The organism is Streptococcus cristatus ATCC 51100 (assembly GCF_011612585.1).
Taxonomy (GTDB): Bacteria; Bacillota; Bacilli; order Lactobacillales; family Streptococcaceae; genus Streptococcus; species Streptococcus cristatus_H.
In genome coordinates this window covers 1,958,394-1,984,914 of the sequence record NZ_CP050133.1, presented here as the reverse complement: position 1 = coordinate 1,984,914, position 26,521 = coordinate 1,958,394, and the positions used below count along the sequence as shown (strand labels likewise).

At 44.5% G+C, this 26,521-nt stretch carries 23 protein-coding genes; 21 read left to right on the top strand and 2 right to left on the bottom strand.

Features of this window, described 5'->3' with window-relative positions:
• The first annotated feature begins 8 nt into the window (after positions 1-8).
• The 16 genes from ruvB to HBA50_RS09760 all read left to right on the top strand — a co-directional run bounded on the left by ruvB (position 9) and on the right by HBA50_RS09760 (position 17,097).
• Positions 9-1,007: a Holliday junction branch migration DNA helicase RuvB gene (gene ruvB, locus HBA50_RS09835; protein ID WP_045498319.1), complete on the top strand. Its 999-nt coding sequence runs from the start codon at positions 9-11 to the stop codon at positions 1,005-1,007.
• Positions 1,004-1,579, top strand: coding sequence for a nucleotidyltransferase family protein (locus tag HBA50_RS09830; protein ID WP_045498316.1), 576 nt, complete (start codon positions 1,004-1,006; stop codon positions 1,577-1,579). Before ruvB ends, HBA50_RS09830 begins: the two co-directional genes overlap by 4 nt.
• Before the next feature lie 161 nt (positions 1,580-1,740).
• Positions 1,741-2,163, top strand: coding sequence for a low molecular weight protein-tyrosine-phosphatase (locus HBA50_RS09825; RefSeq protein WP_045498313.1), 423 nt, complete (start codon positions 1,741-1,743; stop codon positions 2,161-2,163).
• A 3-nt stretch (positions 2,164-2,166) separates the two neighbouring features.
• Positions 2,167-2,580, top strand: a complete 414-nt coding sequence (locus HBA50_RS09820; protein WP_045498310.1) for an MORN repeat-containing protein — start codon at positions 2,167-2,169, stop codon at positions 2,578-2,580.
• Positions 2,570-4,384, top strand: a complete 1,815-nt coding sequence (locus HBA50_RS09815; RefSeq protein WP_045498307.1) for an acyltransferase family protein — start codon at positions 2,570-2,572, stop codon at positions 4,382-4,384. Before HBA50_RS09820 ends, HBA50_RS09815 begins: the two co-directional genes overlap by 11 nt.
• 277 nt (positions 4,385-4,661) lie before the next feature.
• Complete coding sequence (gene adhE, locus HBA50_RS09810) at positions 4,662-7,316, top strand: bifunctional acetaldehyde-CoA/alcohol dehydrogenase (protein WP_045498304.1); 2,655 nt, start codon at positions 4,662-4,664, stop codon at positions 7,314-7,316.
• A 244-nt stretch (positions 7,317-7,560) separates the two neighbouring features.
• The gene (locus HBA50_RS09805) at positions 7,561-8,559 is read left to right on the top strand and encodes an acetylxylan esterase (protein ID WP_045498300.1); all 999 of its coding nucleotides are present in this window, start codon (positions 7,561-7,563) and stop codon (positions 8,557-8,559) included.
• A 259-nt stretch (positions 8,560-8,818) separates the two neighbouring features.
• The gene (locus HBA50_RS09800; protein WP_045498297.1) at positions 8,819-9,517 is read left to right on the top strand and encodes an N-acetylmannosamine-6-phosphate 2-epimerase; all 699 of its coding nucleotides are present in this window, start codon (positions 8,819-8,821) and stop codon (positions 9,515-9,517) included.
• A 14-nt stretch (positions 9,518-9,531) separates the two neighbouring features.
• Positions 9,532-10,668 (top strand): ABC transporter ATP-binding protein, encoded by a 1,137-nt coding sequence (locus HBA50_RS09795; protein ID WP_045498294.1) that lies wholly within the window; start codon positions 9,532-9,534, stop codon positions 10,666-10,668.
• 241 nt (positions 10,669-10,909) lie between these two features.
• The gene (locus tag HBA50_RS09790; protein ID WP_045498292.1) at positions 10,910-12,229 is read left to right on the top strand and encodes an ABC transporter substrate-binding protein; all 1,320 of its coding nucleotides are present in this window, start codon (positions 10,910-10,912) and stop codon (positions 12,227-12,229) included.
• A 95-nt stretch (positions 12,230-12,324) separates the two neighbouring features.
• On the top strand, positions 12,325-13,212 hold the full coding sequence (locus HBA50_RS09785; RefSeq protein ID WP_045498290.1) for a carbohydrate ABC transporter permease: 888 nt from the start codon (positions 12,325-12,327) through the stop codon (positions 13,210-13,212).
• Positions 13,213-13,228: 16 nt separating this feature from the next.
• The gene (locus tag HBA50_RS09780; protein WP_045498288.1) at positions 13,229-14,059 is read left to right on the top strand and encodes a carbohydrate ABC transporter permease; all 831 of its coding nucleotides are present in this window, start codon (positions 13,229-13,231) and stop codon (positions 14,057-14,059) included.
• A gap of 25 nt (positions 14,060-14,084) precedes the next feature.
• Positions 14,085-14,537, top strand: a complete 453-nt coding sequence (locus HBA50_RS09775; RefSeq protein WP_045498286.1) for a NanQ anomerase/TabA/YiaL family protein — start codon at positions 14,085-14,087, stop codon at positions 14,535-14,537.
• Between the two features lie 55 nt (positions 14,538-14,592).
• Entirely contained in the window at positions 14,593-15,243 is a 651-nt protein-coding gene (locus HBA50_RS09770; RefSeq protein WP_045498284.1) for a DUF624 domain-containing protein, read from the top strand.
• A 33-nt stretch (positions 15,244-15,276) separates the two neighbouring features.
• Positions 15,277-16,194 (top strand): dihydrodipicolinate synthase family protein, encoded by a 918-nt coding sequence (locus HBA50_RS09765; RefSeq protein WP_045498282.1) that lies wholly within the window; start codon positions 15,277-15,279, stop codon positions 16,192-16,194.
• Between the two features lie 18 nt (positions 16,195-16,212).
• Complete coding sequence (locus tag HBA50_RS09760) at positions 16,213-17,097, top strand: ROK family protein (RefSeq protein ID WP_045498279.1); 885 nt, start codon at positions 16,213-16,215, stop codon at positions 17,095-17,097.
• A 268-nt stretch (positions 17,098-17,365) separates the two neighbouring features.
• Here HBA50_RS09760 and HBA50_RS09755 read toward each other — a convergent pair whose 3' ends face one another.
• On the bottom strand, positions 17,366-18,211 hold the full coding sequence (locus HBA50_RS09755; RefSeq protein ID WP_045498277.1) for a MurR/RpiR family transcriptional regulator: 846 nt from the start codon (positions 18,209-18,211) through the stop codon (positions 17,366-17,368).
• Positions 18,212-18,562: 351 nt separating this feature from the next.
• Here HBA50_RS09755 and HBA50_RS09750 point away from each other — a divergent pair, with 351 nt between their 5' ends.
• The 4 genes from HBA50_RS09750 (at position 18,563) to HBA50_RS09735 (ending at position 23,012) form a co-directional block, all read left to right on the top strand.
• Entirely contained in the window at positions 18,563-19,258 is a 696-nt protein-coding gene (locus HBA50_RS09750) for a GNAT family N-acetyltransferase (protein WP_045498275.1), read from the top strand.
• A gap of 272 nt (positions 19,259-19,530) precedes the next feature.
• A complete protein-coding gene (gene thrC / locus HBA50_RS09745; protein ID WP_045498273.1) occupies positions 19,531-21,015 on the top strand; it encodes a threonine synthase in 1,485 nt (494 codons plus the stop codon).
• 108 nt (positions 21,016-21,123) lie between these two features.
• Complete coding sequence (locus HBA50_RS09740; protein WP_045498271.1) at positions 21,124-22,401, top strand: MATE family efflux transporter; 1,278 nt, start codon at positions 21,124-21,126, stop codon at positions 22,399-22,401.
• Complete coding sequence (locus tag HBA50_RS09735) at positions 22,398-23,012, top strand: HAD-IA family hydrolase (protein WP_045498269.1); 615 nt, start codon at positions 22,398-22,400, stop codon at positions 23,010-23,012. The genes HBA50_RS09740 and HBA50_RS09735 overlap by 4 nt, the downstream gene beginning before the upstream one ends.
• A 47-nt stretch (positions 23,013-23,059) precedes the next feature.
• Here the strand turns inward: HBA50_RS09735 and HBA50_RS10570 are convergent, their stop codons facing one another.
• On the bottom strand, positions 23,060-23,545 hold the full coding sequence (locus HBA50_RS10570; RefSeq protein ID WP_045498266.1) for a YcxB family protein: 486 nt from the start codon (positions 23,543-23,545) through the stop codon (positions 23,060-23,062).
• Between the two features lie 112 nt (positions 23,546-23,657).
• Between HBA50_RS10570 and polA the strand changes: the two genes are divergently transcribed.
• Entirely contained in the window at positions 23,658-26,300 is a 2,643-nt protein-coding gene (polA, locus tag HBA50_RS09725; RefSeq protein WP_045498263.1) for a DNA polymerase I, read from the top strand.
• Positions 26,301-26,521 lie beyond the last annotated feature (221 nt).

Genomic DNA, 26,521 nt, shown 5'->3' with positions numbered 1-26,521 from the left:
ATAGTCCTATGAGTAGAATTTTAGATAATGAATTAATGGGGGATGAGGAACTGGTAGAACGTACCCTCCGTCCTCAGTATTTACGAGAATATATCGGTCAGGACAAGGTCAAGGATCAGCTGAAGATTTTTATCGAAGCGGCTAAATTGCGGGATGAGGCATTGGACCATACTTTGCTTTTTGGTCCTCCAGGTCTGGGAAAGACGACCATGGCCTTTGTCATCGCCAACGAACTCGGTGTGAATATCAAGCAGACTTCTGGTCCGGTCATTGAAAAGGCTGGTGATTTGGTGGCCATTCTCAATGATTTGGAACCAGGTGATGTCCTCTTTATCGATGAGATTCACCGTTTGCCTATGGCAGTGGAGGAAGTGCTGTATAGCGCCATGGAGGACTTTTACATTGACATTATGATTGGGACTGGTGAAACCAGTCGCAGCGTCCATCTGGAATTGCCACCTTTCACGTTAATTGGGGCGACTACTCGGGCGGGCATGCTGTCCAATCCTCTGCGGGCTCGCTTTGGGATTACTGGTCACATGGAGTATTATGAAGCCAGCGATCTGACCGAAATCGTCGAGCGGACGGCAGAGATTTTTGAGATGGATATTACCCACGAGGCTGCTCGGGAGCTGGCTCTGCGTAGCCGAGGAACGCCGCGAATTGCCAATCGTCTGCTCAAGCGGGTGCGGGACTACGCGCAGATTATGGGCAATGGCTTGATTGATGATAAGATAACCGACCAGGCTCTCTCCATGCTGGATGTGGACCAGGAAGGGCTGGACTATGTGGATCAGAAAATCCTACGAACCATGATTGAAGTTTATGGTGGTGGTCCAGTCGGACTGGGGACACTTTCAGTCAATATTGCTGAGGAGCGCGAAACAGTAGAGGACATGTATGAGCCTTACCTGATTCAGAAAGGTTTTGTCATGCGGACACGGACTGGGCGCGTGGCTACAAGGAAAGCCTATGAGCATCTAGGATATGAGTATATGAAGGAATGATGACCGATCAAGAGATTTTAGAGAGGCTGAGTCAGGATCAGGATATCCGAGCGATTTTGGAGATGATCCGCAGTCTAGAATTGAAAGATTCTTGGCTGGCTGCGGGTAGTGTCAGAAATTTTATCTGGAATATCTTGGCTGGCAAGCCGGGCTTTGATGCCGAAACGGATGTGGATGTTATATTCTTTGATCAAACTGTGTCTTATGAGGAAACTTTGCAGATGGAGATGGAGTTGAGAAAAGCTTTTCCCGCTTATTCTTGGGAGCTGAAAAATCAAGTTTATATGCACATTCATAGTCCCAACACCCAGCCCTATACTAGCTCGAAAGATGCCATGAGCAAGTATCCTGAGTGCTGCACGGCTATCGGTCTGCGATTGCTGGAAGATGATCAGCTAGAGCTCTTTGCTCCCTATGGTTTGGCAGATATTCGGGCATTTCAGGTTCGACCAACACCACATTTTTTGGCGGATGCGGAGCGGAAGAAGCTTTATATGGAAAGAATCCGCAAGAAAAATTGGCAGACTAAATGGCCACAATTAAGTTTTGAATATCTTTCTGAAGAAAAGTAAAGTTTAATCTGGTGCAAGCTAGATTGAGTGGGCCACCGCCTCAATGATCTGCACTTTTATGTAAGTCGGTATAATTAGCGGTTTTTCAGAGCCCGCTTCCGCTGTCACAGAATAATCAAGAAAGCTCCGCAGTTTTCTTTTTATTCTGGTATAATAGATCTATGAAGAAAATTGTATTTGTTTGTTTAGGAAATATCTGCCGCAGTCCGATGGCAGAGTTTGTTATGAAAAGTCTGACCGATGACCTACATATTGAGAGTCGTGCGACGTCTAGCTGGGAGCATGGAAACCCTATACATCAGGGGACTCAGGCTATTTTTAAGAAACATGCGATTTCTTATGACAAAGGAAAGACTTCTCAGCAGATTTCAGCGCAAGATTTTGCAGAATTTGATTATATCATCGGCATGGATGAAGCCAATATTCGAGATTTGAAGAAAATGGCGCCAGCGGATTTTCAGGATAAAATCTACCAGTTTGCTGATCTCGGTGTGCCGGATCCTTGGTACACAGGTGATTTCGATGAGACTTATGACCTGATTTTGGCTGGTTGCCACAAGTGGCTAGAACGCTTAAATGGATGAAAAATGGATAAAATAAAAGAATTTTACGATAAATATAAAATCTATCTGACCCGTCAGAATCTAGAAATTTTAGCTGTGACTGTGATTGCCTTGTCAGCAATTTTAGTGTTTACCTCTAATATCCCTAGTAAGGGTGCGCTAACGCTGGATCAGGGTAAGATAAAATATGAGGGCAGTCTAGTTCACGGAAAAATGAACGGCGAAGGTACCCTGACTTTTAAAAATGGGGATAGCTATAAAGGGCATTTCAAAAATGGTACTTTTGATGGTAAGGGTACTTTTACATCGAAGGATGGTTGGAAATATGAAGGTGAGTTTGCCAACGGTCAGGCCAATGGTAAAGGAAAACTGACGACAGAAAGTAATGTCGTCTATGAAGGAACGTTCAAGCAAGGAATTTATCAAAATGCGCATTAGATGGTTTTCACTGGTTCGGATTACTGGACTGGTCTTGGTGTTACTCTATCATTACTTTCAGGGAGTTTTTCCTGGAGGTTTTATTGGAGTGGACATCTTTTTCACTTTTTCAGGATTTTTGATTACTTCATTATTGATTGATGAGTTTACAAGAAGTCGGACGATTGATATTGTGGGCTTTCTGAAACGACGCTTTTATCGGATCGTTCCTCCGCTCGTTTTTATGGTTTTGGTCATCATGCCCTTTACTTTATTGATTCGTCGGGATTTTGTAGCAGGTATCGGGACGCAGATTGCAGCTGCTTTTGGCTTTGTGACCAATTTTTATGAAATGATGTCGGGTGGTAGTTATGAAAGTCAGTTTGTGCCACATTTGCTGATTCACACTTGGAGTTTGGCACTGGAAGTGCATTACTATATCCTCTGGGGCTTGGCTGCTTGGGGAATTAGCAAGATTAGCAAGTCAGTTGCTCAGTATCGGGGGCTGATTTCTCTGACTTCAATTGCTCTGTTTCTGTTCAGTTTCTTGGCTATGTTTATCGGAGCCTTTTTCAGCAAGAATTACTCCAATATTTATTTCTCAAGTTTGACCCATGTCTTTCCTTTCTTTGCTGGGACAGTGCTAGCGACTTTCTCTGGAGTCGGAAATGTGGGCGTTCAGATGAAGAAACTGGAAGAAAAGGTCGAAATCAAGCAAGTCTTGATCGCTCTAGCTGGCAGTTTTGTTCTTCTTCTTTTGCTCAGCTTTATTTTGAAATTTGACAGCCTGTGGACTTATTTATTTGGTTTCTTGATTTCAACACTTCTGGCTTGTGTCATGATAGCAGCAACTCGCATCTTGCACGATAAATTGCCAAATATTAAGGAGCCTAGTCCTCTCAACTTTATTGCAGATACTAGCTATGGTGTTTACCTCTTTCATTGGCCTTTCTATATTATTTTTACTCAGTTGATGAGCAATGGTTGGGCTGTGCTTTTGACTACAATCTTGAGTTTTGGTTTCGCGGCTCTTTCCTTCTATATCTTAGAGCCGACTTTAGCTGGACGGAAGCCTCGGATTTTTGGCAAGGATATGAATGTAACATCCATCACCAAGCCGATTTTCTACAGTTTCATTCCGCTGACATTTATCTTGCTTATTATCACCATCACAGCTCCGTCTGTGGGTGCCTTTGAGGAAAGCCTGATTGTCAATGCTTTGAATCAAGCAGATACGAAAATGCAGACAACCCGTAAGCACGCTGACCAAAAAACTGCGACAAATTATAACGTGGCAGAGGGAACAACTGTTATTGGTGATTCGGTCACCTTGCGCTCCGCTGAATGGATCCAAGAGGCTATACCTGACGCTCAAGTCGATGCAGTGGTTAGTCGTAATTTAGTGTCTGGTCTGGAATTTTTCAAGAACGATATTGCTAACCAAACACTGCTTCAAAACGTCGTCTTGGCATTGGGAACCAATCCAGTTGATAATTATGAAGAATTGTTGGATCAGTATATCGAGCTCTTGCCAAAAGGCCATCGCTTGATTTTAGTCACGCCATATGATGGCCGGACAGCCAATGATCCAAGTAGTATTCCTGTTAAGATGCGACAATACGAACTTGAACTTGCTAAGAAATACGATTTTGTATATGTAGCAGACTGGTATCAGGTAGCGATTAACAATCCGCAGATTTGGATTGGAACAGACTATGTCCATTATGGGGCAGATTCAGAGTCTATGGCAGAGGGAGGTAAACTCTACTCTAACATGATAAAAGAAGCTTTGGCTGCCGCTTCAAATGGCAGTGTTAAGCCATAAAACTAGCTCGGTTATTTAGCCGAGCTAGTTTTATAACAAAAAAGAAAGCGCTAATACATTTTTGAGGAAAAGTATGTGAAATTTTTGAGAATAAATAGAGGTTTTTATAAAAAAGCCTGAGATATCAGTGTTTAAAAAATAATCCATAAAAAGTTTGTGAACTTTTGTTGAAAGTGTTTACAAATTTGTAGGAATAGAGTATAATTATATTGTGAAATAATTAACAAAGGTTAAAATCTTCATCTAACCTTTTGGCAGAAACCATTGGAGGACTATAATGGCTGATAAGAAGAAAACTGTTGAACAAGAAGATAAAGTGCTAGCGGCAGAAAAACATGTTGATGAGCTTGTGCAAAAAGGTCTCCTAGCTCTTGAAGAAATGAGAAAACTAAATCAAGAGCAAGTAGATTACATCGTAGCAAAAGCTTCAGTTGCAGCTCTTGATGCACACGGGATCCTTGCTCAACACGCGGTTGAAGAAACTGGTCGTGGTGTATTTGAAGACAAGGCAACGAAAAACCTCTTTGCCTGTGAACACGTTGTCAACAACATGCGTGGTGTGAAGACTGTTGGTGTTATCGAAGATGATCCTGTTACTGGATTGACAAAGATTGCTGAACCTGTCGGAGTTATCTGTGGTATCACTCCAACAACGAACCCAACATCAACAGCAATTTTTAAAGCATTGATTGCCTTGAAGACACGTAACCCAATCGTTTTTGCCTTCCACCCATCTGCTCAAGAGTCCTCTGCTCACGCAGCGCAAATCGTTCGTGACGCAGCAATCGCAGCTGGCGCACCTGAAAACTGTGTGCAATGGATTACTCAGCCATCTATGGAAGCAACAGCGGCTTTGATGAACCACGATGGTATTGCAACTATCCTTGCAACAGGTGGTAATGCCATGGTTAAGGCTGCCTACTCTTGCGGGAAACCAGCTCTTGGGGTTGGTGCCGGAAACGTACCAGCTTACATTGAAAAATCTGCTGACCTTCGCCAAGCAGCTCATGATATCGTGATGTCTAAATCATTTGACAATGGTATGGTCTGCGCATCTGAGCAAGCGGTTATCATTGACAAGGAAGTTTATGACGAATTTGTAGAAGAATTCAAGTCATACCACACTTACTTTGTAAACAAAAAAGAAAAAGCCCTTCTTGAAGAATTCTGCTTTGGTGCTAAAGCAAACAGCAAGAACTGTGCTGGTGCTAAACTGAATGCAAACATCGTTGGTAAACCAGCTACATGGATTGCAGAACAAGCAGGCTTTAAAGTACCAGAAGGTACCAACATTTTGGCTGCAGAATGTGCTGAAGTAGGTCCAAATGAGCCATTGACTCGCGAAAAATTGTCACCAGTTATCGCTGTCTTGAAAGCTGAAGATAGAGAAGACGGCCTTACAAAAGCTCGTCAAATGGTTGAATTTAACGGACTTGGTCACTCAGCAGCTATCCATACAAAAGACGAAGAATTGGCTAAACGCTTTGGTACTGAAATCAAAGCGATGCGGATCATCTGGAACTCTCCATCTACTTTCGGTGGTATCGGGGACGTATATAATGCCTTCATTCCATCCTTGACACTTGGATGTGGTTCATACGGACGTAACTCAGTTGGTGATAACGTGAGCGCTATTAACCTTCTAAACATCAAGAAAGTAGGGAAACGTAGAAATAATATGCAATGGTTTAAAGTTCCTTCAAAAATTTACTTCGAGCGCAACTCTATCCAATACCTTCAAACATGTGAAGATATTGAACGCGTTATGATCGTTACTGACAAATCTATCGAAAAACTTGGCTTTGTTCAACGTGTTATCGATCAATTGAACGCACGTAGCAACCGTGTCACTATCCAAGTCTTCTCAGATGTTGAACCAGATCCAGACATCACAACTGTAGAACGTGGTGCTGAAGTGATGAAAGCATTCGAACCAGACACAATCATCGCTCTTGGTGGTGGTTCTCCAATGGACGCAGCGAAAGTAATGTGGCTCTTCTACGAGCAACCAGAAATCGACTTCCGTGACTTGGTTCAAAAATTCATGGATATCCGTAAACGTGCCTTCCGCTTCCCATCACTTGGTAAGAAAGCGAAGTACATCGGTATTCCAACGACTTCAGGTACAGGTTCAGAAGTAACACCATTTGCCGTTATCTCTGATAAGAAAAACAACCGCAAATACCCATTGGCTGACTACTCATTGACACCAACTATTGCGATTGTTGACCCTGCTTTGGTTGAGTCCGTTCCAGACTTTATCGCTGCTGATACTGGTATGGACGTCTTGACTCACGCGACTGAAGCCTATACTTCAAACTTCGCTAACGACTACACAGACGGTATTGCACTTCAAACTATCAAGCTTGTCTTTGAATGGCTGGAAAAATCTGTTAAGACAGCTGACCCAGAAGCACGTGAAAAAATGCATAATGCGTCTACAATGGCTGGTATGGCCTTCGCCAACGCCTTCCTTGGTATGAGCCACTCAATGGCCCACAAGATCGGTGGTGTTCACCATACTGTTCACGGACGTACAAACGCAATCTTGCTTCCATACGTCATCCGTTACAATGGTACTCGTCCATCTAAGACAACTACATGGCCGAAGTACAACTACTGGAAAGCTGATGAGAAATTCCAAGACATCGCGAAAATGCTTGGCTTGCCTCACTCAACTCCAGAAGAAGCAGTTGAAGCCTATGCCAAAGCAGTTTACGATCTTGGTGAAGCGGTTGGAATTACAATGAACTTCAAAGGCTTTGGAATCGATGAAAAAGTTTGGAAAGACAGCTTGCATGAAATCGCATTGCTTGCTTATGAAGACCAATGTTCACCTGCAAACCCACGCTTACCAATGGTAGCTGACATGGAAGAAATCATGGCAGATGCTTACTATGGTTACGGAGAACGTCCAGGACGTCGTAAATAATGTAGAATCAATCCCTCACTAAGTGGGGGATTTTTCTTTCTTTAAAATGTATGAAATAGACGACTTTTTAAAAAACTAGGGAAAAGATAGGCCAGAAAGCTTTTTTGAAACTAGTTTCAAAAAGAAAAAGAATCACAGCAAAAACAGAAATTAAATTCTTAATATTGCAAAGGATTGAAAAAGGGAAGGCGCTGTGCTATTATTTCTGTAAGGGTTTACAAAAACAATAGTGTTGGAGGATGAGATGCGCAATCCAGATTTATTAGCAGAGGCAAAGGATTACAGAGGCAGGGATGAAGTTCCAGCGGATTTTGATGCTTTTTGGGATCGTCAGATTAGCAGTTTGAGTAGCTTGCCAGACTATCAGCTGATTGAGAAAGACTTTCAAATCGCTGGGGTGACCTGCTATGAGCTAGTGTTTGAGGGGACGAATCAGGGGCGAACTTATGCCCGTATGGTCCTTCCTAAATCGAGTAAAAAAGTTCCGATTATCTTTCATTTCCACGGTTATATGGGGCGTGGCTGGGATTGGGCCGATATGCTAGCTTATACGGTTGCTGGCTATGGTGTTGTATCTATGGATGTACGCGGCCAGTCAGGTTATTCCTTGGATGGAGGGGCGCCTGTAAGGGGCAATACGGTCAAGGGTCAGATTATCCGTGGGGCAGTGGATGGACCAGAGCGTCTCTTTTATAAGGATGTCTATCTGGATATCTACAGCTTGATTGAGATTGTGGCGAGTTTGGACCTTGTGGACGAGGAGCATCTATCCAGTTATGGGGCTTCTCAGGGTGGAGCCTTGGCTTTAGTGGCAGCGGCTCTCAATCCGCGCATTAAGCAGACAGTGGCTATCTATCCTTTCTTGTCAGATTTTCGGCGAGTGCTAGAGATTGGCAATACCAGCGAGGCCTATGATGAGCTTTTTCGGTATTTTAAATTCCACGATCCTTTCCACGAAACGGAGGATGAGATTATTCAGACCTTGTCCTATATCGATGTGAAAAATATGGCTCACCGCATTCAAGGGAGCGTGCGGATGATAACAGGACTTGCTGACGATGTTTGCTATCCGATTACCCAGTTTGCGATTTACAACCGGCTGGAGTGTACTAAGGAGCACCATCTCATGCCAGAGTACGAGCATGAAGCCATGAATGTCTATGTCAATGATAAAGTTTTCAACTGGCTTTGCGGCTCAAAGATTAACCATCCTTCTTTGTTGGAAGCTTTTAAAGACTGGTAAAAATAGATAGTAGCAAGAAAGAAACCAAGTCTGAGGTTAGCATAATCTCAGGCTTTTTATGATAAATATTCAAAAATCTATAGTAACTTTTTTTGTAGAAACACTTCTAATCCTGAAAGTAGTTTCAGCTTTTAAGAAAGGAAGTCGGTTTTTAGAAACTAAAATCTAAATCTCAAAACTTATTGAAAGCGCTTTATTTTTTGTATATAATGACATTATAAAAAGAACGGAGAAAACATAGAAAAAGGAGAGATTATTTATGTCACAGATTAGCAAAGATCAATTAATTGCAAAAATCAAAGATGGCATTATCGTTTCCTGTCAAGCTCTGCCTCATGAGCCCCTCTATACGGAGGCTGGCGGTGTCATTCCTCTCTTGGTCAAGGCGGCTGAAGAGGGCGGGGCAGTTGGTATTCGAGCCAACAGCGTGCGAGACATCAAGGAGATTAAGGAAGTAACCAAGCTCCCGATTATCGGGATTATCAAACGGGACTATCCACCACAGGAGCCTTTTATCACTGCGACCATGCGGGAAGTGGATGAGCTGGCTGCCCTTGATATCGAGGTCATCGCTCTGGACTGCACCCAGCGGGAACGCTATGATGGTTTGAAGGTTGAGGACTTTATCCGCCAAGTCAAGGAGAAATATCCGCAGCAACTGCTGATGGCTGACATCAGTACCTTTGAGGAAGGCGTGGCAGCTGTAGCAGCTGGCGTTGACTTTGTCGGTACGACCTTATCAGGCTACACTTCCTACAGTCCTAAGGTAGACGGACCAGATTTTGAACTGGTCAAGAAGCTCTGTGATGCGGGAGTAGATGTGATTGCTGAGGGCAAGATTCACTATCCAGATCAAGCCAAGCAAATCCATGATTTAGGTGTTCGCGGTATTGTAGTAGGCGGAGCCATTACTCGACCAAAGGAAATCACCGAGCGTTTCGTTGCAGCAGTAAAATAAAGTGAGGTAAAGCAATGACGACCTTAAAGTTAAATAAGCTCTACAAAAAATATCCTAATAGTGATTTCTACTCTGTAGAAAATTTCGACTTGCAAATCAAAGACAAAGAATTTATCGTCTTTGTTGGCCCTTCTGGATGTGGGAAATCCACAACGCTTCGTATGATTGCGGGACTGGAGGACATCACTGAGGGCGAGCTCTATATCGATGAGACACTAGTCAATGATATTGCTCCCAAGGATCGTGATATTGCCATGGTTTTCCAGAACTATGCCCTCTATCCACACATGACAGTTTATGACAACATGGCGTTCGGATTGAAATTGCGCAAGTACAGCAAGGAAGATATCGACAAACGGGTGCAAGAAGCAGCTGAAATCCTTGGTTTGAAAGAGTTTCTAGACCGCAAACCAGCGGACTTGTCTGGTGGTCAACGTCAGCGTGTTGCTATGGGTCGTGCCATCGTGCGTGATGCCAAGGTCTTCCTGATGGATGAACCTTTGTCAAACTTGGATGCGAAACTGCGTGTGTCCATGCGTGCTGAGATTGCCAAAATCCACCGCCGTATCGGAGCAACAACCATTTACGTTACCCACGACCAAACCGAGGCAATGACCTTGGCCGACCGCATTGTTATCATGTCAGCGACGAAAAATGAAGCGGGCACGGGAACTATCGGTCGTATCGAGCAAGTCGGAACTCCGCAAGAGCTTTACAATGAACCAGCGAATAAGTTTGTTGCAGGCTTTATCGGCAGTCCAGCTATGAACTTCTTTGAAGTGATGGTATCTGGTCATCAACTGACTGATGGTGATCAACTCAATCTTACCCTGACAGGTGGTCAAGAGAAGCTTTTGACAGAAAAAGGCTACCAAGGTAAGAAAATTATTTTGGGTATCCGACCAGAGGATATCTCAGCCGACTTGATTGTAGAGGATACTTTCCCTGGCGATGTGGTCGATGCGGAGGTTGTCGTGTCAGAGTTACTGGGTAGTGACTCAGTGCTCTACTGTAAGGTGGGTAGCCAAGAGTTTTCAGCCAAGGTAGATGCTTCTAATTATCTGGATCCAGGTTCGAAGCTTCGCTTTACCTTCAAACTACCTAAGAGTCATCTGTTTGATAGTGAGACTCAAAAACGAATTACTTTGTAAAACAACCTAAAATGAACTGACTGACTTTATTTTAGGATAAAAGAAAGGTCACAGAGAAGGAGTGATTGTACTTTTAAAAGTTTAGCATTTTAATAAAATATAGGTGGACGCTTGTCCAGAGAAATAACACAGGAAAAACGAGGCTGGGGCGCCTAATGAAAGAGGTCCGTCCCACTCTCCAATATGCAGGTAAAAGCTGTTTAGGTCAGCTTGGAATCTTAATTTTAAAGGAGAAAAACAAATGAAAATGAAGAAATTGCTTTGTTCATTGGTAGCGGGAGCCGCAGTTCTTACGTTAGCAGCTTGTAGCGGTGGTGGTAGCTCAGATAAAGCAGCTAGCTCTGGTGATAAATCTGGTAAGACAGAGATTACTTGGTGGGCATTCCCGGTCTTCACTCAAGAAAATGCCAGCGATGGTGTGGGAACTTATGAAAAATCCATCATTGAAGCATTTGAAAAAGCAAATCCAGACATTCATGTTAATTTGGAAACAATCGACTTCAAGTCAGGTCCAGAAAAAATTACGACAGCTATCGAGGCTGGAACAGCGCCAGACGTGCTCTTCGATGCACCAGGCCGGATTATTCAATACGGTAAAAACGGTAAGTTGGCAGACTTGAACGACCTCTTCACAGATGATTTCGTCAAAGATGTTAACAACGATAACATTATCCAAGCCAGCAAGGCTGGAGACAAAGCTTATATGTATCCAATCAGCTCTGCTCCATTCTATATGGCAATGAATAAGAAAATGTTGGAAGATGCTGGTGTCCTCAACCTAGTTAAAGAAGGCTGGACAACAGATGACTTTGAAAAAGTTTTGAAAGCGCTTAAAGACAAAGGTTATACACCTGGCTCTCTCTTCAGTAACGGTCAAGGTGGTGACCAAGGAACTCGTGCCTTCATCGCTAACCTCTATGGCGGCTCCGTTACAGACGAAAAAGTAACTAAATATACAACTGATGATCCGAAATTTGTCAAAGGTCTTGAAAAAGCAGTGAGCTGGATCAACAATGGCCTCATGATGAACGGTTCTCAATACGATGGTGGAGCAGACATCCAAAACTTCGCTAACGGTCAAACTTCTTACACTGTTCTTTGGGCACCAGCACAAAATGGTATCCAAGCTAAATTGTTGGAAGCAAGTAAAGTAGAAGTAGTAGAAGTACCATTCCCATCAGACTCAGGTAAACCAGCACTTGAATATCTTGTAAATGGTTTTGCAGTCTTTAACAACAAAGACGACAAGAAAGTAGAAGCAGCCAAGAAATTTGTGAAATTCATCGCTGATGACAAAGAATGGGGACCTAAGAACGTTGTTCGTACAGGTGCTTTCCCAGTTCGTACATCCTTTGGTAAACTCTATGATGACAAGCGTATGGAAACAATCAGTGGCTGGACTAAATACTACTCACCATACTACAACACCATTGATGGATTTGCAGAAATGAGAACACTCTGGTTCCCAATGTTACAATCTGTATCTAATGGAGATGAAAAAGTTGAACCTGCTTTGAAGACATTTACTGAAAAAGCAAACGAAACGATTACTAAAAAATAAGCAAGTTTAAAATCCGCCCCTTTTTCTGTTGTCAGTCTCTAAAAATAGAAAAAGGGGTATTTTGTTAGAAAATCTTGAAAGAGGGGTACCTCATTGTGAAAGTCAATAAAATCAGAATGAAAGAAACCCTAATATCATATGCGTTTTTAGCTCCAATTCTTATATTCTTTACAGTATTTGTTTTGGCGCCTATGATAATGGGATTTATCACTAGTTTCTTTAATTATACAATGACCTCATTTACATTCGTTGGGTTTGATAACTACATTCGGATGTTCAATGATCCAGTTTTTGTTAAGTCACTCATTAATACAGTCATTATTGTAATCGGCTCTGTGCCAGTAGTCGTGCTCTTCTCTTTGTTTGTGGCTTCACAGACCTATGAGATGAATGCTGTTTCTCGCTCCTTTTACCGTTTCGTCTTCTTCCTACCGGTTGTTACAGGTAGTGTTGCCGTGACAGTCGTGTGGAAGTGGATCTACGATCCGCTATCTGGTATTTTGAACTTTGTTTTGAAATCTGGCCATATCATCAACCAAAACATTTCTTGGCTGGGAGACAAACAGTGGGCATTGGCCGCTATCATTGTTATTTTGCTGACAACATCTGTCGGTCAGCCCATCATTCTCTATATCGCAGCTATGGGAAATATCGATAATTCTCTAGTGGAGGCTGCGCGTGTGGATGGGGCAACAGAGATGCAGGTCTTTTGGAAAATCAAATGGCCGAGCCTTTTGCCGACGACACTTTATATCGCTATTATCACAACTATTAACTCATTCCAATGTTTCGCCTTGATTCAGCTGTTGACATCAGGTGGGCCAAACTATTCAACGAGTACGCTTATGTACTATCTATATGAAAAAGCCTTCAAGCTATCTGAATATGGCTATGCAAACACCATGGGAGTCTTTCTGGCGATTATGATTGCGATTATCAGTTTCGCCCAGTTCAAGATTCTCGGTAACGATGTGGAATATTAAAGAAAGGAGCAGGAATATGAAACCAAAAAAATTTAATTCATTTAAAGTGTTCTCATCTGTTATTTTAGCACTTTTGACCGTGCTCTTTGTCTTTCCATTCTACTGGATTCTGACTGGAGCTTTTAAATCTCAGCCGGATACAATTATGATTCCGCCTCAATGGTGGCCACAAAACCCGACAACAGAGAACTTCCAGCAATTAGCCGTTCAAAATCCGGCTTTGCAATGGATGTGGAACAGTGTCTTCATTTCGCTGGCGACCATGTTCTTGGTTTGTGCGACGTCATCTTTAGCTGGTTACGTTTTGGCTAAGAAACGCTTTTACGGGCAACGGATTCTCTTTGCTATCTTTATCGCGGCTATGGCCTTGCCTAAGCAGGTTGTCCTAGTACCTCTAGTGCGGATTGTCAATTTCATGGGAATCCACGATACCCTTTGGGCAGTTATTTTACCTTTAGTTGGCTGGCCGTTCGGGGTCTTCCTCATGAAGCAGTTTAGTGAAAATATCCCGACAGAGCTTCTGGAATCAGCTAAGATCGACGGTTGTGGTGAAATCCGGACCTTCTGGAGTGTAGCTTTTCCTATCGTCAAACCAGGCTTTGCTGCTCTGGCTATCTTTACCTTTATCAACACTTGGAATGACTACTTCATGCAGCTCGTAATGTTGACCTCGCGGAACAATCTGACGATTTCGTTAGGGGTTGCGACCATGCAGGCTGAGATGGCAACCAACTACGGTCTGATTATGGCCGGTGCTGCTTTGGCGGCGGTGCCAATCGTAGCAGTCTTCCTCATCTTCCAAAAATCCTTTACTCAAGGGATTACTATGGGAGCTGTCAAAGGATAAGGCGCTCAATAGAGGAAATAAAACTATGATTTTTGACGATTTAAAAAATGTGACTCGTTACAAGGGCCTTCATCCGAACCTGGATAAAGCGATTGATTATCTCTATGAGCACCGCAAAGACAGCTTTGACTTGGGACGCTATGAAGTGGATGGAGATAAGGTCTTTCTCTTGGTTCAGGAAAACACGCTCAATCAAGAGGCCAATGATCAATTTGAATATCATAAAAAATATGCAGATTTTCATCTGCTAGTAGCAGGGCATGAGTATTCGGCCTATGGTAGCCAGATGGTCGATGAGGCAGTAGCTTTTGATGAAGAGGCAGATATCGGCTTTGTTCATTGTCAAAATCGTTATCCTCTCTTGTTGGGTTACCATAATTTTGCGATTTTCTTTCCAGGAGAAGCCCATCAGCCGAATGGCTATGCGGGTCTGGAAGAAAATGTCAGAAAGTATCTTTTTAAAGTGTTAATAGACTAGCCCTAGTTGAGCGAGATTTTTGAGTTTGCAAGGCTAGTAGAGAAAGGAGAAACTTATGTCAGATAAGGGAACAGGACTCATCAGAGCTATATTTGATACAGATAATTTTTTCATGCAAATCTGTGAGAAAATCCTGGATTTGATGACGGTCAATCTTCTCTTTCTCTTGTCTTGTCTGCCCTTGGTGACCATTGGGATTGCCAAGATCAGCCTCTATCAAACACTTTTTGAAATCAAGGGAAACCGTCGGGTAAAAGTAATCAGAACTTACACTCGAATCTTTCGAGAAAATTGGAAGCAAGGGCTCAAACTGGGCTTGCTGGAATTGGCTTTAGTCTGTATCAGTCTCTTTGACCTCCTGCTTTTTCGGACGCAGGAAGCCCTGCCTTTCCAAGTTTTAAAGGCGGTTTGTTTTGGAATTATTATTTTTACAATCCTGCTTTCTCTTTGCGTCTATCCCTTGGCTGGTAAGTTTCTCATGTCTTTTAGAGACCTTTTACAGACCAGCCTAGTGATTGTAAGTCTGAATTTTCCTTGGTTCTTTGTTATGATGGCGGTTATAGCCGCGATCCTTGTCATCATCTATAGTTCAGGCTTTGTGTTGCTGTTAGGATTTTCCCTCTTTGCCTTTATCGGCTTTGCAGGTCTGGCTTATTTGCAGCTTCCTATTTTGGAAAAAATCTTCGCTAAATACAGCAGTCTATAATCTAGAATTAGTACATTTGGAGAAAATTTGAAAATGAAAGATTTAAAGAAATATCACGGTGTCATCCCAGCTTTTTATGCTTGTTATGACGAGGAGGGTGAAATCAGCCCGGAGCGGACTCGCGCTTTGGTGGAGTATTTCATCGACAAGGGCGTGCAAGGTCTCTATGTCAACGGCTCATCAGGCGAATGTATCTACCAGAGCGTGGCCGACAGAAAAGTAATTTTAGAAGAAGTAATGAAAGTTGCTAAGGGCAAACTGACTATTATTGCTCACGTGGCCTGCAATAACACTAAAGACAGTATCGAGTTGGCAAAACATGCGGAGGCTCTAGGAGTTGATGCCATTGCGGCTATTCCGCCAATTTATTTTCGACTGCCAGAATATTCTGTCGCTCAGTACTGGAATGATATCAGTGCGGCTGCCCCACATACTGATTTTGTGATTTATAATATTCCGCAATTGGCTGGCGCAGCCCTGACTCCGAGTCTTTATAAGGAAATGCTGAAAAATGAGCGCGTGATTGGGGTGAAAAATTCCTCCATGCCAGTTCAGGACATCCAGACATTTGCAGCACTTGGTGGCAGTGACCATTTGGTCTTTAACGGTCCAGATGAGCAATTCTTAGGTGGCCGTCTTATGGGTGCTGCAGCCGGTATCGGTGGTACATACGGAGCTATGCCAGAGCTCTTCCTCAAACTCAATCAACTGATTGCAGACAAGGAACTAGAAAGAGCCAAAGAGTTGCAGTTTGCCATTAACGACATTATCGGCAAGCTAACCAGTGCTCATGGCAATATGTATGCTGTTATCAAAGAGGTTCTCAAGCTTAACGAAGGCCTGACTATCGGCTCTGTTCGTGCTCCTTTGACACCAGTCGTAGAAGCAGACCGTCCAGTCGTAGAAGCAGCAGCGGCCTTGATCCAAGAAACTAAGGAGCGCTTCCTCTAAAAAGAAAGAAGGATGCTTATGGGAAATTATGTTACGATTGACATTGGCGGTACCAATATCAAATACGGCCTGATAGACGACCAAGAAACGCTAGTAGAAGCCCATGAAATACCAACGGAAGCCCATAAGGGCGGTCCGGAAATTATGCGTAAGGTTCAAAAGATAGTTGCGGACTATGCGCAGGCTGGTTCGATTGAGGGGATTTGTATCTCCTCAGCTGGTATGGTCGATCCAGACAAGGGAGAGATCTTTTATGCTGGTCCTCAGATTCCTAATTATGCTGGGACGCAATTTAAGAAGGTCTTGGAGGAGGAGTTTTCCATTCCTTGCGAGATTGAGAATGATGTCAATTGTGCCGGTCTGGCTGAGGTCATGTCTGGCCATGGTAAGGGAGCAAAAATTGCGGTCTGTCTAACGATTGGGACAGGGATTGGTGGCTGTCTAGTAGCGGATGGGCAAGTTTTTCACGGCTTTAGCAACTCAGCCTGCGAAGTAGGCTATCTGCACCTGCCGGACGGAGCCTTTCAGGATGTAGCTTCGACCACAGCCTTGGTTCAATATGTCGCTGAATTGCACGGAGAAGATCCCTCTCTCTGGAATGGTCGCAGGATTTTCAAAGAAGCGACCGAAGGCAATAAACTCTGTATTGAGGGCATCGATCGCATGGTAGGCTATCTGGGGCAGGGAATTGCCAATATCTGCTATGTCGTCAATCCGGAAATCGTCGTCTTGGGCGGTGGTATCATGGGACAAGAGGCCATTCTTCGACCGCGTATTCAAGCGGCTCTCAAGGATGCTCTGGTGCCCAGCATAGCTGAGAAGACCAAACTAGCCTTTGCCTATCACCAAAATACGGCGGGCATGTTTGGGGCCTACTACCACTTTAAAAATAAACATCAGTAATCCAAGTAAACCTGAGGCCCCTCAGGTTTCTTGCTTTTAGAAAACTGCTTCTGTAGATGGCTGGACGATATTTTAGAAGAAATTGACATGACAGGAAAAATTCGGTGGATAGAGCTAAATTTTCAAAAATTTAACTTTGCTTACTTGTCTTTAGGAGTAGATTTAAAAGGTTGCCCAAGACTTTTAAGAAGTACCAGCCCTTTGAGGTTGAGCAGTCAGTAACCCATCAAGGAGTTAAAAATAAGGCCAGGATTTTTGTCCTAGCCTTTTATTGATGCCTACGGTAATAGCCGTTAAGTTTGTGATTTTCCCAGTAACTATTGAAGATTTTTTCCTTTCTCTCTCGGTCGATTTCTAGGAAAAAGGCATAAAGTATGTCAATCATCAGCAACATTGGGAACTGAGCTGAGATGCGTTGGATAAACTGGGGTTTACTTTGCATTGCAACTGGGATGATTTCTGAAAAGTCTTCTTTAATCAAATCAGGCTGGCCAGTGATTAATACGGTCTTAGCCCCCATGCCCTTAGCATCAATCAGGCTGTCAATAATGGATGGGGTTTGACCTGAAAGAGAAAAGCCGATAACTAGGCAGTTTTTGTCTAAAATGCTCGTTGTCCAAGCAAAGCCATCCGCATCTGTCAGGGCTTCACAAATAACCCCTAAGCGCATGAAGCGCAGTTTCATATCGCGAGCAACGAGCCCCGAGCTTCCCGTGCCAAAAAAATAGACACGATCCGCTTTTTCAATCAGCTGGGCTACGCGCTCCAATCTTTTTTCGTCAATCAAGTCCTCGGTTTGTTGTCGAATTTGAATATAGTTGCGTAGTACTTGGCGGGACGAATCATTTTTCAGATTTGTATGCTCCGTTTTGCTGATTTTCAGCTGTTGGAGATATTGGAAGTTGAACTCCCGATAGCCCTTAAAGCCACATTTTTTAGCAAAACGGGTCAAGGCCGCCTGTGAGATGTGCAAGGTTTGCGCTACTTCGAGGGAGGACAGATCCCCTTCTATATCGGTCGGATTCAAAAAATAGTCGGCAATCCGCTTTTCGACATCGGTCATAGTGTCGTAACAGCTTTCGATGATGGCCAAGATATTTTGCTGGTGTCTCATGATGGGTCACTTTCTTTGGTCAAAATAATAAAAACGTATTTTCATTATAACATAGTTTAGCCAAAATAAAGCGTTTACAAAACCAATAATTGTCATATCTGGCTTTCCATTAAAGTATGAGTAGACTGTAATCTCAACATTTACAGATATTATGACCGCCTTTTTCTGAAGAGGTACTTCCTAAAGTTTGCGTCGAATGAAAGAAAAAGTGATATAATTTACACAAGTAATGTTCCAAGTTTGGATCTGAAGCAAGGGAGATAGGAGCTGATGGCAAGTGTAGCTTCTAATCATTTCAAGCATTTTTATCCAGCTTTTGGAAATCAGTAGAGCTAGATTGTGAGGTTTTATATGCGAATCAATGAACTAGGCCAGCCTATTGGGGAGGGGTTGCCAGATTTTGAGCCGGGGGATTTACCTAAGCTAGAGCGAATAGAAGGCCAGTATGTTGTCATTGAGCGGTTGTCCAAAGACAAGCATGGAGCGGATTTGTATGAAGTGTATGGCCCAGATTCTCCTGCGGATATGTGGACCTATCTCTTTCAAAATCCTGCCCAAAATCAGGCAGAATGGTCCCAGAAGCTAGATCGGATGCTGGCAGCACAGGACCGTTTTCACTATGCCATTGTGGACAAGGAGAGTGGCAAGGCGCTGGGAACCTTCGCTTTAATGAGAATTGACCGAGGCAATCGTGTGATTGAAGTAGGCGCTGTGACCTATTCACCGCAGCTGAAGCGCACCAGACTGGCTACAGAAGCCCAGTACTTACTGGCACGCTATGTCTTTGAAGAGCTGGAGTATCGCCGCTACGAATGGAAATGCGATGCACTCAATCAGCCGTCAAGACGGGCAGCAGAGCGGCTTGGTTTCACCTATGAAGGCAGGTTTCGTCAGGCGGTCGTCTATAAGGGGCGCAACCGAGACACCGACTGGCTCTCCATGATTGACAGCGATTGGCCAGCCGTCAAGACTCGTCTGGAGCAATGGCTGAGCCCAGACAATTTCGATGAAAAGGGCCAGCAAATAAAAGCCTTGTCTGAGTTTTAACATTTGATTGAGTCTGGGACAAAAGTCCTAGCCTCTCAATTGTCTTTGGATTGTCGAGCAAGACGCAGTGGTTGAGTGGGCTCTACTACGCTGATTTCATCAGCTTTTACAGCCCTACTCAACTGTGCGGAGGTGGGACGACGAAATCGAATTCTAACGAATTACCGATTTCTGTCCCACTCTCTTTTTGTTTTTTAATTTTGATAAAAATGGAGAATTTTCTGATAAATTTTGATATAATAAAACGAACTACAGATAAAGGATGAGAGAGAATGACTTTAGTTTATCAATCAACGCGTGACGAAAAGAATAGAGTAACAGCCAGCCAAGCGATTCTGCAAGGTTTGGCTACAGATGGTGGTCTTTTTACGCCCATTACTTATCCACAGGTCGATTTGGACTTTGCCAAGCTCAAAGACGCTTCTTATCAGGAAGTAGCCAAGCTGGTTTTGTCTGCATTTTTGGATGATTTTTCTGAAGCAGAGCTGGACCACTGTATCAATAATGCCTATGATAGCAAGTTTGATGATGCGGCGATTGCTCCCTTGGTCAAGCTGGATGGTCAGTACAATCTAGAACTTTTCCACGGAGCGACTATTGCCTTCAAGGACATGGCTTTGTCCATCCTGCCTCACCTGATGACAACCGCAGCTAAAAAGCATGGCTTGGAAAACAAAATTGTCATTTTGACGGCGACCTCTGGCGATACAGGTAAGGCGGCTATGGCAGGTTTTGCGGACGTTCCGGGGACTGAGATTATCGTCTTTTATCCCAAAGACGGTGTTAGCAAGGTCCAAGAGCTGCAAATGACGACGCAGACAGGTGCCAATACGCATGTGGTGGCCATTGATGGCAACTTTGACGATGCCCAGACCAATGTCAAGCGGATGTTCAACGACACAGACTTGCGGGCTCGTCTCTTGGAGCATAAACTGCAGTTTTCATCAGCTAACTCTATGAATATCGGCCGTTTGGTGCCTCAGATTGTTTACTATGTCTATGCCTATGCTCAGTTAGTGAAAACGGGAGAAATCACAGCAGGGGATAAGGTCAACTTCACAGTTCCGACGGGGAACTTTGGTAATATCTTGGCGGCCTACTATGCTAAGCAAATCGGTCTGCCGGTTGGCAAGCTGATCTGCGCATCAAATGAGAACAATGTCCTGACTGACTTTTTCAAGACCCAGGTGTATGACAAGAAGCGGAGCTTTAAGGTGACGACTAGCCCGTCCATGGATATTTTGGTTTCATCTAACTTGGAGCGTTTGATTTTCCATCTGTCTGGTAACAGCGCTGAGAAAACGGCTGCCCTGATGGCGGCTCTGAATGAGCAAGGCCAGTATGAACTGACGGACTTTGATGCTGAAATTTTAGAACTCTTTGCGGCTGATTATGCGACAGAAGAGGAAACAGCTGCTGAAATCAAGCGGGTCTATCAAGCGTCTGACTACATTGAAGACCCTCATACAGCCGTTGCATCTGCTGTCTATCAAAAATACTTGGCAGAAACAGGTGATCAGCGCAAGACTGTTATCGCATCTACCGCTAGTCCTTATAAATTCCCAGTTGTAGCAGTTGAGGCTGTGACTGGTCAGACAGGCCTCAGTGATTTTGAGGCTTTGGGTCAACTGCACGAACTTTCTGGTGTAGCCCTGCCACCAGCTGTGGACGGCTTAGAAACAGCACCAGTTCGCCACACAACGACGGTCGCTGCAGACCAAATGCAGGCAGCAGTAGAGAATTACTTGGGATTGTAAAATTGGCTTAGAAAGCCTAAAATCAGCTGGATATCTGGCTGATTTTTTCTTAGGACATCTAATGCAAGAAAGTGAAGTAGCTTATGCTTAAGAGGGAGAATTTTCTCTATGACGACTTATAAAAAAATCATGAATATCGCCTTGCCGGCTATGGCGGAGAACTTTTTGCAGATGCTCATGGGCATGGTCGACAGCTATCTGGTGGCCAGTCTTGGGCTGATTGCGATTTCTGGTGTCTCGGTGGCCGGAAACATTATTACCATTTATCAGGCAATTTTTATCGCGCTGGGGGCTGCTGTTTCCAGTCTCATCTCCAAGACTCTGGCTCAGGGAGACAAGGAGCGTCTGGCCTATCATACAGCTGAGGCTATCAAGCTGACGCTGCTTCTGAGCCTTCTATTGGGGTTGATTTCCCTGCTCTTTGGCAGGCAGATGCTGGATCTGCTGGGGACGGAAAAGGCGGTGGCTGAAGCAGGTGGTCTTTATCTGGCTCTGGTTGGTGGGACAATTGTTCTGCTAGGCTTGATGACTTCCTTTGGAGCTCTGGTGCGGGTCACGCGCAATCCTAGATTCCCCATGTATGTCAGTCTTCTGACTAATGTCCTCAATGCTCTCTTTTCCGGTCTGGGGATTTATGTCTTTCAGCTTGGTATTGTCGGTGTAGCGCTGGGAACGGTGCTGGCTCGTTTGGTCGGTGTGCTGATTCTCTGGCGGGAGCTAGACTTGTCCACGATCCGTTGGAGCTGGGGCCTAGATGGCGAGCTCTTGCGCCTGTCTCTGCCGGCTGCTGGAGAGCGCCTCATGATGCGGGCAGGTGATGTGGTAATCATCGCCATTGTGGTCGTCTTTGGGACGGACGCAGTAGCGGGGAATGCCATTGGTGAAGTCCTGACTCAGTTTAACTACATGCCGGCTTTCGGGGTCGCGACAGCAACAGTCATGCTTGTGGCCCATGCGGTTGGCGAGGGAGATATGCAAGCGGTAGGTCTGATTCGTCAGCGGGCCTTCTGGCTGTCTTTTGCTTGCATGCTGCCCTTGGCTTTAGGGATTTTCGCCCTTGGTCGACCGCTGACCTTGCTCTATACGGACAATAGCGGAGCGATCACAGCCAGTCTTTCAGTCATACTTTTCTCCCTGCTAGGAACTCCTATGGCAGTCGGAACCGTGATTTACACAGCGGTTTGGCAGGGGCTGGGCAATGCCAGACTACCCTTTTATGCTACGACTATTGGCATGTGGCTGATTCGCATCGTCTCAGGATATTTACTAGGTGCGACCTTTGGCTTGGGTCTGCCGGGAGTCTGGGCTGGGACTCTCTTGGACAATGGCTTCCGCTGGCTATTTTTAAAGGTTTTATACGACAGAAAAATGAGGGAAATCACATGACAACAGCGTTTATTTGGGATTTGGACGGCACCTTGCTGGACTCTTACGATGCTATTTTGGCAGGAATTGAGGAAACCTACGCCCACTATGATCTGGACTTTGACAGGGCAAGTATTCACAGCTATATCCTAAAGCACTCTGTCCAGAAGCTCTTGGAAAAAGTAGCGTCTGAGAAAGGCCTGGACGCTGCCGAGATGAATGCCTTCCGTGGAGCAAGCCTAAAGGAGAAAAATGCTCAGATCCATCTGATGGAGGGAGCAGCGGAGATACTGGCTTGGGCTGAGGAGCAGGGCATTGCCCAGTTTGTCTATACCCACAAGGGACTCAATGCCCATCAAATCTTGCAAGGCTTGGACATTCATGATTATTTTACAGAAATTATCACAACAGCCAACGGCTTTGAGCGCAAGCCTCACCCAGAAGGTGTCGACTATCTGCTCGAGAAATATAGCCTGGACAAGCAGGAAACCTACTATATCGGCGACCGGACGCTGGATGTGGATGTCGCTGCCAACAGTGGCATCCAGAGCATTAACTTCTGTGACTACCGACCAGAAATCAATCAGAAAATAGAGAAGTTGGTGGATATAAAGCAATTATTTACAAGATAAAAAGCAGACTAAAACTGATTTACTGTCAGTCTAGCCTGCTTTTTCTTTTACATATGCTCAATGTGAAGTTCTAGCAAGAACTCAAGCGCCTCGGGAGTACAGTTCTTTTTTTCAATAGGGAAACCAACAATTGGTCCCAACATGATATAAAAATCTTCCTTAGTATGAAAAACTTTGACGATGTCATCATAGCTATAAAGAAACTCTCCTCGTTTGCTTTTCACAGAGAATTTATCTTTCTCAAATATAAGAGTTTGCTCCATATCCTTCCAGAAAGGAGTTTTTCGATAGGCCTTCCTTATCTGAAAGTCCGTGCCAAAGTACATTATTGGGAATACAATCAAAGATGTAAATAGCACGATGAAGAAAGAAAATCGCTTCAGGTTGTCAGGTAGGAAGATAAGATAGAGAGATAGAATTCCTATCAAAATGAACATATTCAGCAAAAATCTTTTCCCGCGTAAGAAAACAGCCCAAGCAAATCGTTGATACACTTCCTCAGTCACAAGAGTTGGAATGGTTATTGGGAACATGCTTCACCTCCTAGTTTTTATTATTATACCATAGAGGAATTATTAAAATCACTTTTAAATTTTCCACGCCGCCTTTCCTGTCTTTGTCCGCCTTTCGTGTTATAATAAACCTATGGAAAATAAGAATAAGTTATTATTAATCGACGGTTCGTCCGTTGCTTTTCGCGCTTTTTTTGCGCTTTATAATCAAATCGACCGTTTCAAGAGTCCATCGGGCCTGCATACCAACGCCATTTATGGATTCCACCTCATGCTCAATCATCTCTTGGAGCGCGTGCAGCCGACTCATGTCCTAGTAGCTTTTGATGCTGGCAAGACGACCTTCCGGACCGAGATGTATGCTGATTATAAGGCTGGTCGGGCCAAGACACCGGATGAATTTCGTGAGCAGCTGCCCTTTATCCGAGAAATGCTGAAGCACCTAGGCATTCACTTCTATGACTTGGCTCAATACGAGGCGGATGACATCATTGGAACCTTGGACAAGATGGCTGAAAAAACAGCTGTGCCTTACGATGTGACCATTGTCAGTGGCGATAAAGACTTGATTCAGCTGACGGATGAAAATACCGTGGTGGAGATTTCCAAGAAAGGCGTAGCCGAGTTTGAGGAATTTACCCCAGCCTACCTCATGGAAAAGATGGGCATCACACCAGAGCAGTTCATCGACCTCAAGGCGCTGATGGGCGATCAGTCGGATAATATCCCCGGAGTGACCAAGATCGGTGAGAAGACTGGTCTCAAGCTCCTCTTGGAGTATGGCTCTTTGGAAAATCTCTATGAAAATATTGACCAGCTCAAGGCTTCCAAGATGAAGGAAAATTTAATCAATGACAAGGACAAGGCCTTCTTATCCAAAACTCTAGCTACCATCAATACTCAGGCTCCGATTGAAATCGGGCTGGATGATTTGGTTTATAAGGGTCCTCAGGTAGAGGCTCTGAGCAAGTTCTACGACGAGATGGGCTTCAAGCAGCTCAAGGCTCAGCTAGGAACTGGTCAAGAGCCGGTAGAAGTCAAACCAATTGAATTTACCAAAGTGACTGAGGTGACAGCAGATATGCTGGCACCAGAGCAATTTTTCTATTTTGAGATCTTGGGCGACAACTATCACAGGGAAGAGATTGTCGGTCTTGCCTGGGGGGATAGCCGTCAGATTTATGTCGGCACCAGCGATTTACTGCAGCAGCCTCTCTTTCAGAAGTTTTTGACAAAAACAGCTCTGAAAACCTACGACCTCAAGCGGGCCAAAGTACTGCTCAGTCATTATGGTATCGAACTGCCAGCAGCAGCCTTTGATGCGCGCCTAGCCAAGTATCTGCTTTCGACGGTCGAAGACAATGAGCTGGCGACTATTGCTCGCCTCTACGGCCAAACAATCCTGCCGACTGATGATGAGGTTTATGGCAAGGGGGCCAAGCGTGCTCTGCCGGAGCAAGAGCAGCTCTTTGAGAATCTAGCTCGTAAAATCCAAGTGTTGCTGGAAACAGAAGAGCCGATGCTGGAACAGCTCCGCGCCCACAATCAGCTGGATTTGTTGCTTGAAATGGAGCAGCCGCTGGCCTTTGTCCTAGCTAAGATGGAGATTGCGGGGATTAAGGTCGAGCGGGAGACCCTGCAGGGCATGCAGGTGGAAAATGAAAAGACACTGGAAAGTCTGACGCAGGAGATTTATGATCTGGCTGGTCAGGAGTTCAATATCAACTCACCTAAACAGCTGGGAACCATTCTCTTTGAGGATATGGGGTTGCCGCTGGAGTACACCAAAAAGACCAAGACAGGCTACTCGACAGCGGTGGACGTGCTGGAGCGTTTAGCACCGATTGCACCGATTGTGTCTAAGATTCTGGAATACCGTCAAATCAGCAAGCTCCAGTCCACTTATATCATCGGACTGCAGGAGGCGATTGCGGCTGACGGCAAGATTCACACTCGCTATGTTCAGGATTTGACTCAGACGGGCCGCTTGTCTTCGGTTGACCCGAACTTACAGAATATCCCCGTTCGTTTGGAGCAGGGGCGCCTCATTCGCAAGGCTTTTGTACCGGAGTGGGCAGACAGCGTGCTACTCAGCTCGGATTATTCCCAGATTGAGCTGAGGGTGCTGGCTCACATTTCGCAGGATGAGCATTTGATTACTGCTTTTCAGCATGGAGAAGATATTCACACGGCCACAGCCATGCGGGTCTTTGGTATTGAAAAGGCAGAGGATGTGACGCCTAATGACCGCCGCAATGCCAAGGCTGTCAACTTCGGAGTAGTCTATGGCATTTCCGACTTCGGACTGGCCAATAATTTGGGTATTTCCCGCAAGGCTGCCAAGGACTACATTGAGACTTATTTTGAGCGTTTCCCAGGTATCAAGAATTATATGGAAACCATTGTCCGCGAAGCGCGTGATAAGGGCTATGTAGAGACTATTTACCATCGTCGTCGCTCCTTGCCAGACATCAATTCCCGCAACTTTAACATCCGAAATTTTGCGGAGCGCACAGCCATTAACAGCCCGATCCAAGGATCGGCCGCAGACATTCTCAAAGTCGCTATGATTAATCTGGATCGAGCTCTGACAGAGAAGAATTTCAAGTCTCGCATGCTCTTGCAGGTGCACGATGAAATCGTGCTGGAAGTGCCAAATGACGAGCTAACAGCCGTCCGCCAGTTAGTCAAAGAAACCATGGAAGCTGCGATTGAGCTGGCCGTTCCACTAGTGGCTGATGAAAATGCTGGCCAAACTTGGTACGAGGCGAAATAAAACAAGATACAAAGAGCGTCAAAACCGACTGAAAATTAGGATCCGGACGAAGGAGCCATGCTCCTAGAACGGATTATCTATTTTCCAAGGTTTTAGCTCGTGTTCAATTTAAGATATCAAGGGCGTAAAACACAAAGTGAAAATAGAAAGCTGACACAGCATTCAAGGAATGCGAGGGAAATCACCTTTTTTGTACCGTATTCAGCTAAGATATCATTGTT

What these genes read in the sequence shown, in the direction of transcription:
- HBA50_RS09770 (WP_045498284.1), top strand. Translation starts at nt 14,593, where the DNA reads ATGTCAGATAAGGGAACAGGACTCATCAGAGCTATATTTGATACAGAT.
- HBA50_RS09830 (WP_045498316.1), top strand. Translation starts at nt 1,004, where the DNA reads ATGATGACCGATCAAGAGATTTTAGAGAGGCTGAGTCAGGATCAGGAT.
- HBA50_RS09775 (WP_045498286.1), top strand. Translation starts at nt 14,085, where the DNA reads ATGATTTTTGACGATTTAAAAAATGTGACTCGTTACAAGGGCCTTCAT.
- thrC (WP_045498273.1), top strand. Translation starts at nt 19,531, where the DNA reads ATGACTTTAGTTTATCAATCAACGCGTGACGAAAAGAATAGAGTAACA.
- adhE (WP_045498304.1), top strand. Translation starts at nt 4,662, where the DNA reads ATGGCTGATAAGAAGAAAACTGTTGAACAAGAAGATAAAGTGCTAGCG.
- HBA50_RS09755 (WP_045498277.1), bottom strand. Translation starts at nt 18,211, where the DNA reads ATGAGACACCAGCAAAATATCTTGGCCATCATCGAAAGCTGTTACGAC.
- HBA50_RS09790 (WP_045498292.1), top strand. Translation starts at nt 10,910, where the DNA reads ATGAAAATGAAGAAATTGCTTTGTTCATTGGTAGCGGGAGCCGCAGTT.
- HBA50_RS09820 (WP_045498310.1), top strand. Translation starts at nt 2,167, where the DNA reads ATGGATAAAATAAAAGAATTTTACGATAAATATAAAATCTATCTGACC.
- HBA50_RS09735 (WP_045498269.1), top strand. Translation starts at nt 22,398, where the DNA reads ATGACAACAGCGTTTATTTGGGATTTGGACGGCACCTTGCTGGACTCT.
- HBA50_RS09805 (WP_045498300.1), top strand. Translation starts at nt 7,561, where the DNA reads ATGCGCAATCCAGATTTATTAGCAGAGGCAAAGGATTACAGAGGCAGG.
- HBA50_RS09795 (WP_045498294.1), top strand. Translation starts at nt 9,532, where the DNA reads ATGACGACCTTAAAGTTAAATAAGCTCTACAAAAAATATCCTAATAGT.
- HBA50_RS09815 (WP_045498307.1), top strand. Translation starts at nt 2,570, where the DNA reads ATGCGCATTAGATGGTTTTCACTGGTTCGGATTACTGGACTGGTCTTG.
- HBA50_RS10570 (WP_045498266.1), bottom strand. Translation starts at nt 23,545, where the DNA reads ATGTTCCCAATAACCATTCCAACTCTTGTGACTGAGGAAGTGTATCAA.
- HBA50_RS09825 (WP_045498313.1), top strand. Translation starts at nt 1,741, where the DNA reads ATGAAGAAAATTGTATTTGTTTGTTTAGGAAATATCTGCCGCAGTCCG.
- HBA50_RS09780 (WP_045498288.1), top strand. Translation starts at nt 13,229, where the DNA reads ATGAAACCAAAAAAATTTAATTCATTTAAAGTGTTCTCATCTGTTATT.
- HBA50_RS09760 (WP_045498279.1), top strand. Translation starts at nt 16,213, where the DNA reads ATGGGAAATTATGTTACGATTGACATTGGCGGTACCAATATCAAATAC.
- HBA50_RS09740 (WP_045498271.1), top strand. Translation starts at nt 21,124, where the DNA reads ATGACGACTTATAAAAAAATCATGAATATCGCCTTGCCGGCTATGGCG.
- HBA50_RS09750 (WP_045498275.1), top strand. Translation starts at nt 18,563, where the DNA reads ATGCGAATCAATGAACTAGGCCAGCCTATTGGGGAGGGGTTGCCAGAT.
- HBA50_RS09765 (WP_045498282.1), top strand. Translation starts at nt 15,277, where the DNA reads ATGAAAGATTTAAAGAAATATCACGGTGTCATCCCAGCTTTTTATGCT.
- HBA50_RS09800 (WP_045498297.1), top strand. Translation starts at nt 8,819, where the DNA reads ATGTCACAGATTAGCAAAGATCAATTAATTGCAAAAATCAAAGATGGC.
- polA (WP_045498263.1), top strand. Translation starts at nt 23,658, where the DNA reads ATGGAAAATAAGAATAAGTTATTATTAATCGACGGTTCGTCCGTTGCT.
- ruvB (WP_045498319.1), top strand. Translation starts at nt 9, where the DNA reads ATGAGTAGAATTTTAGATAATGAATTAATGGGGGATGAGGAACTGGTA.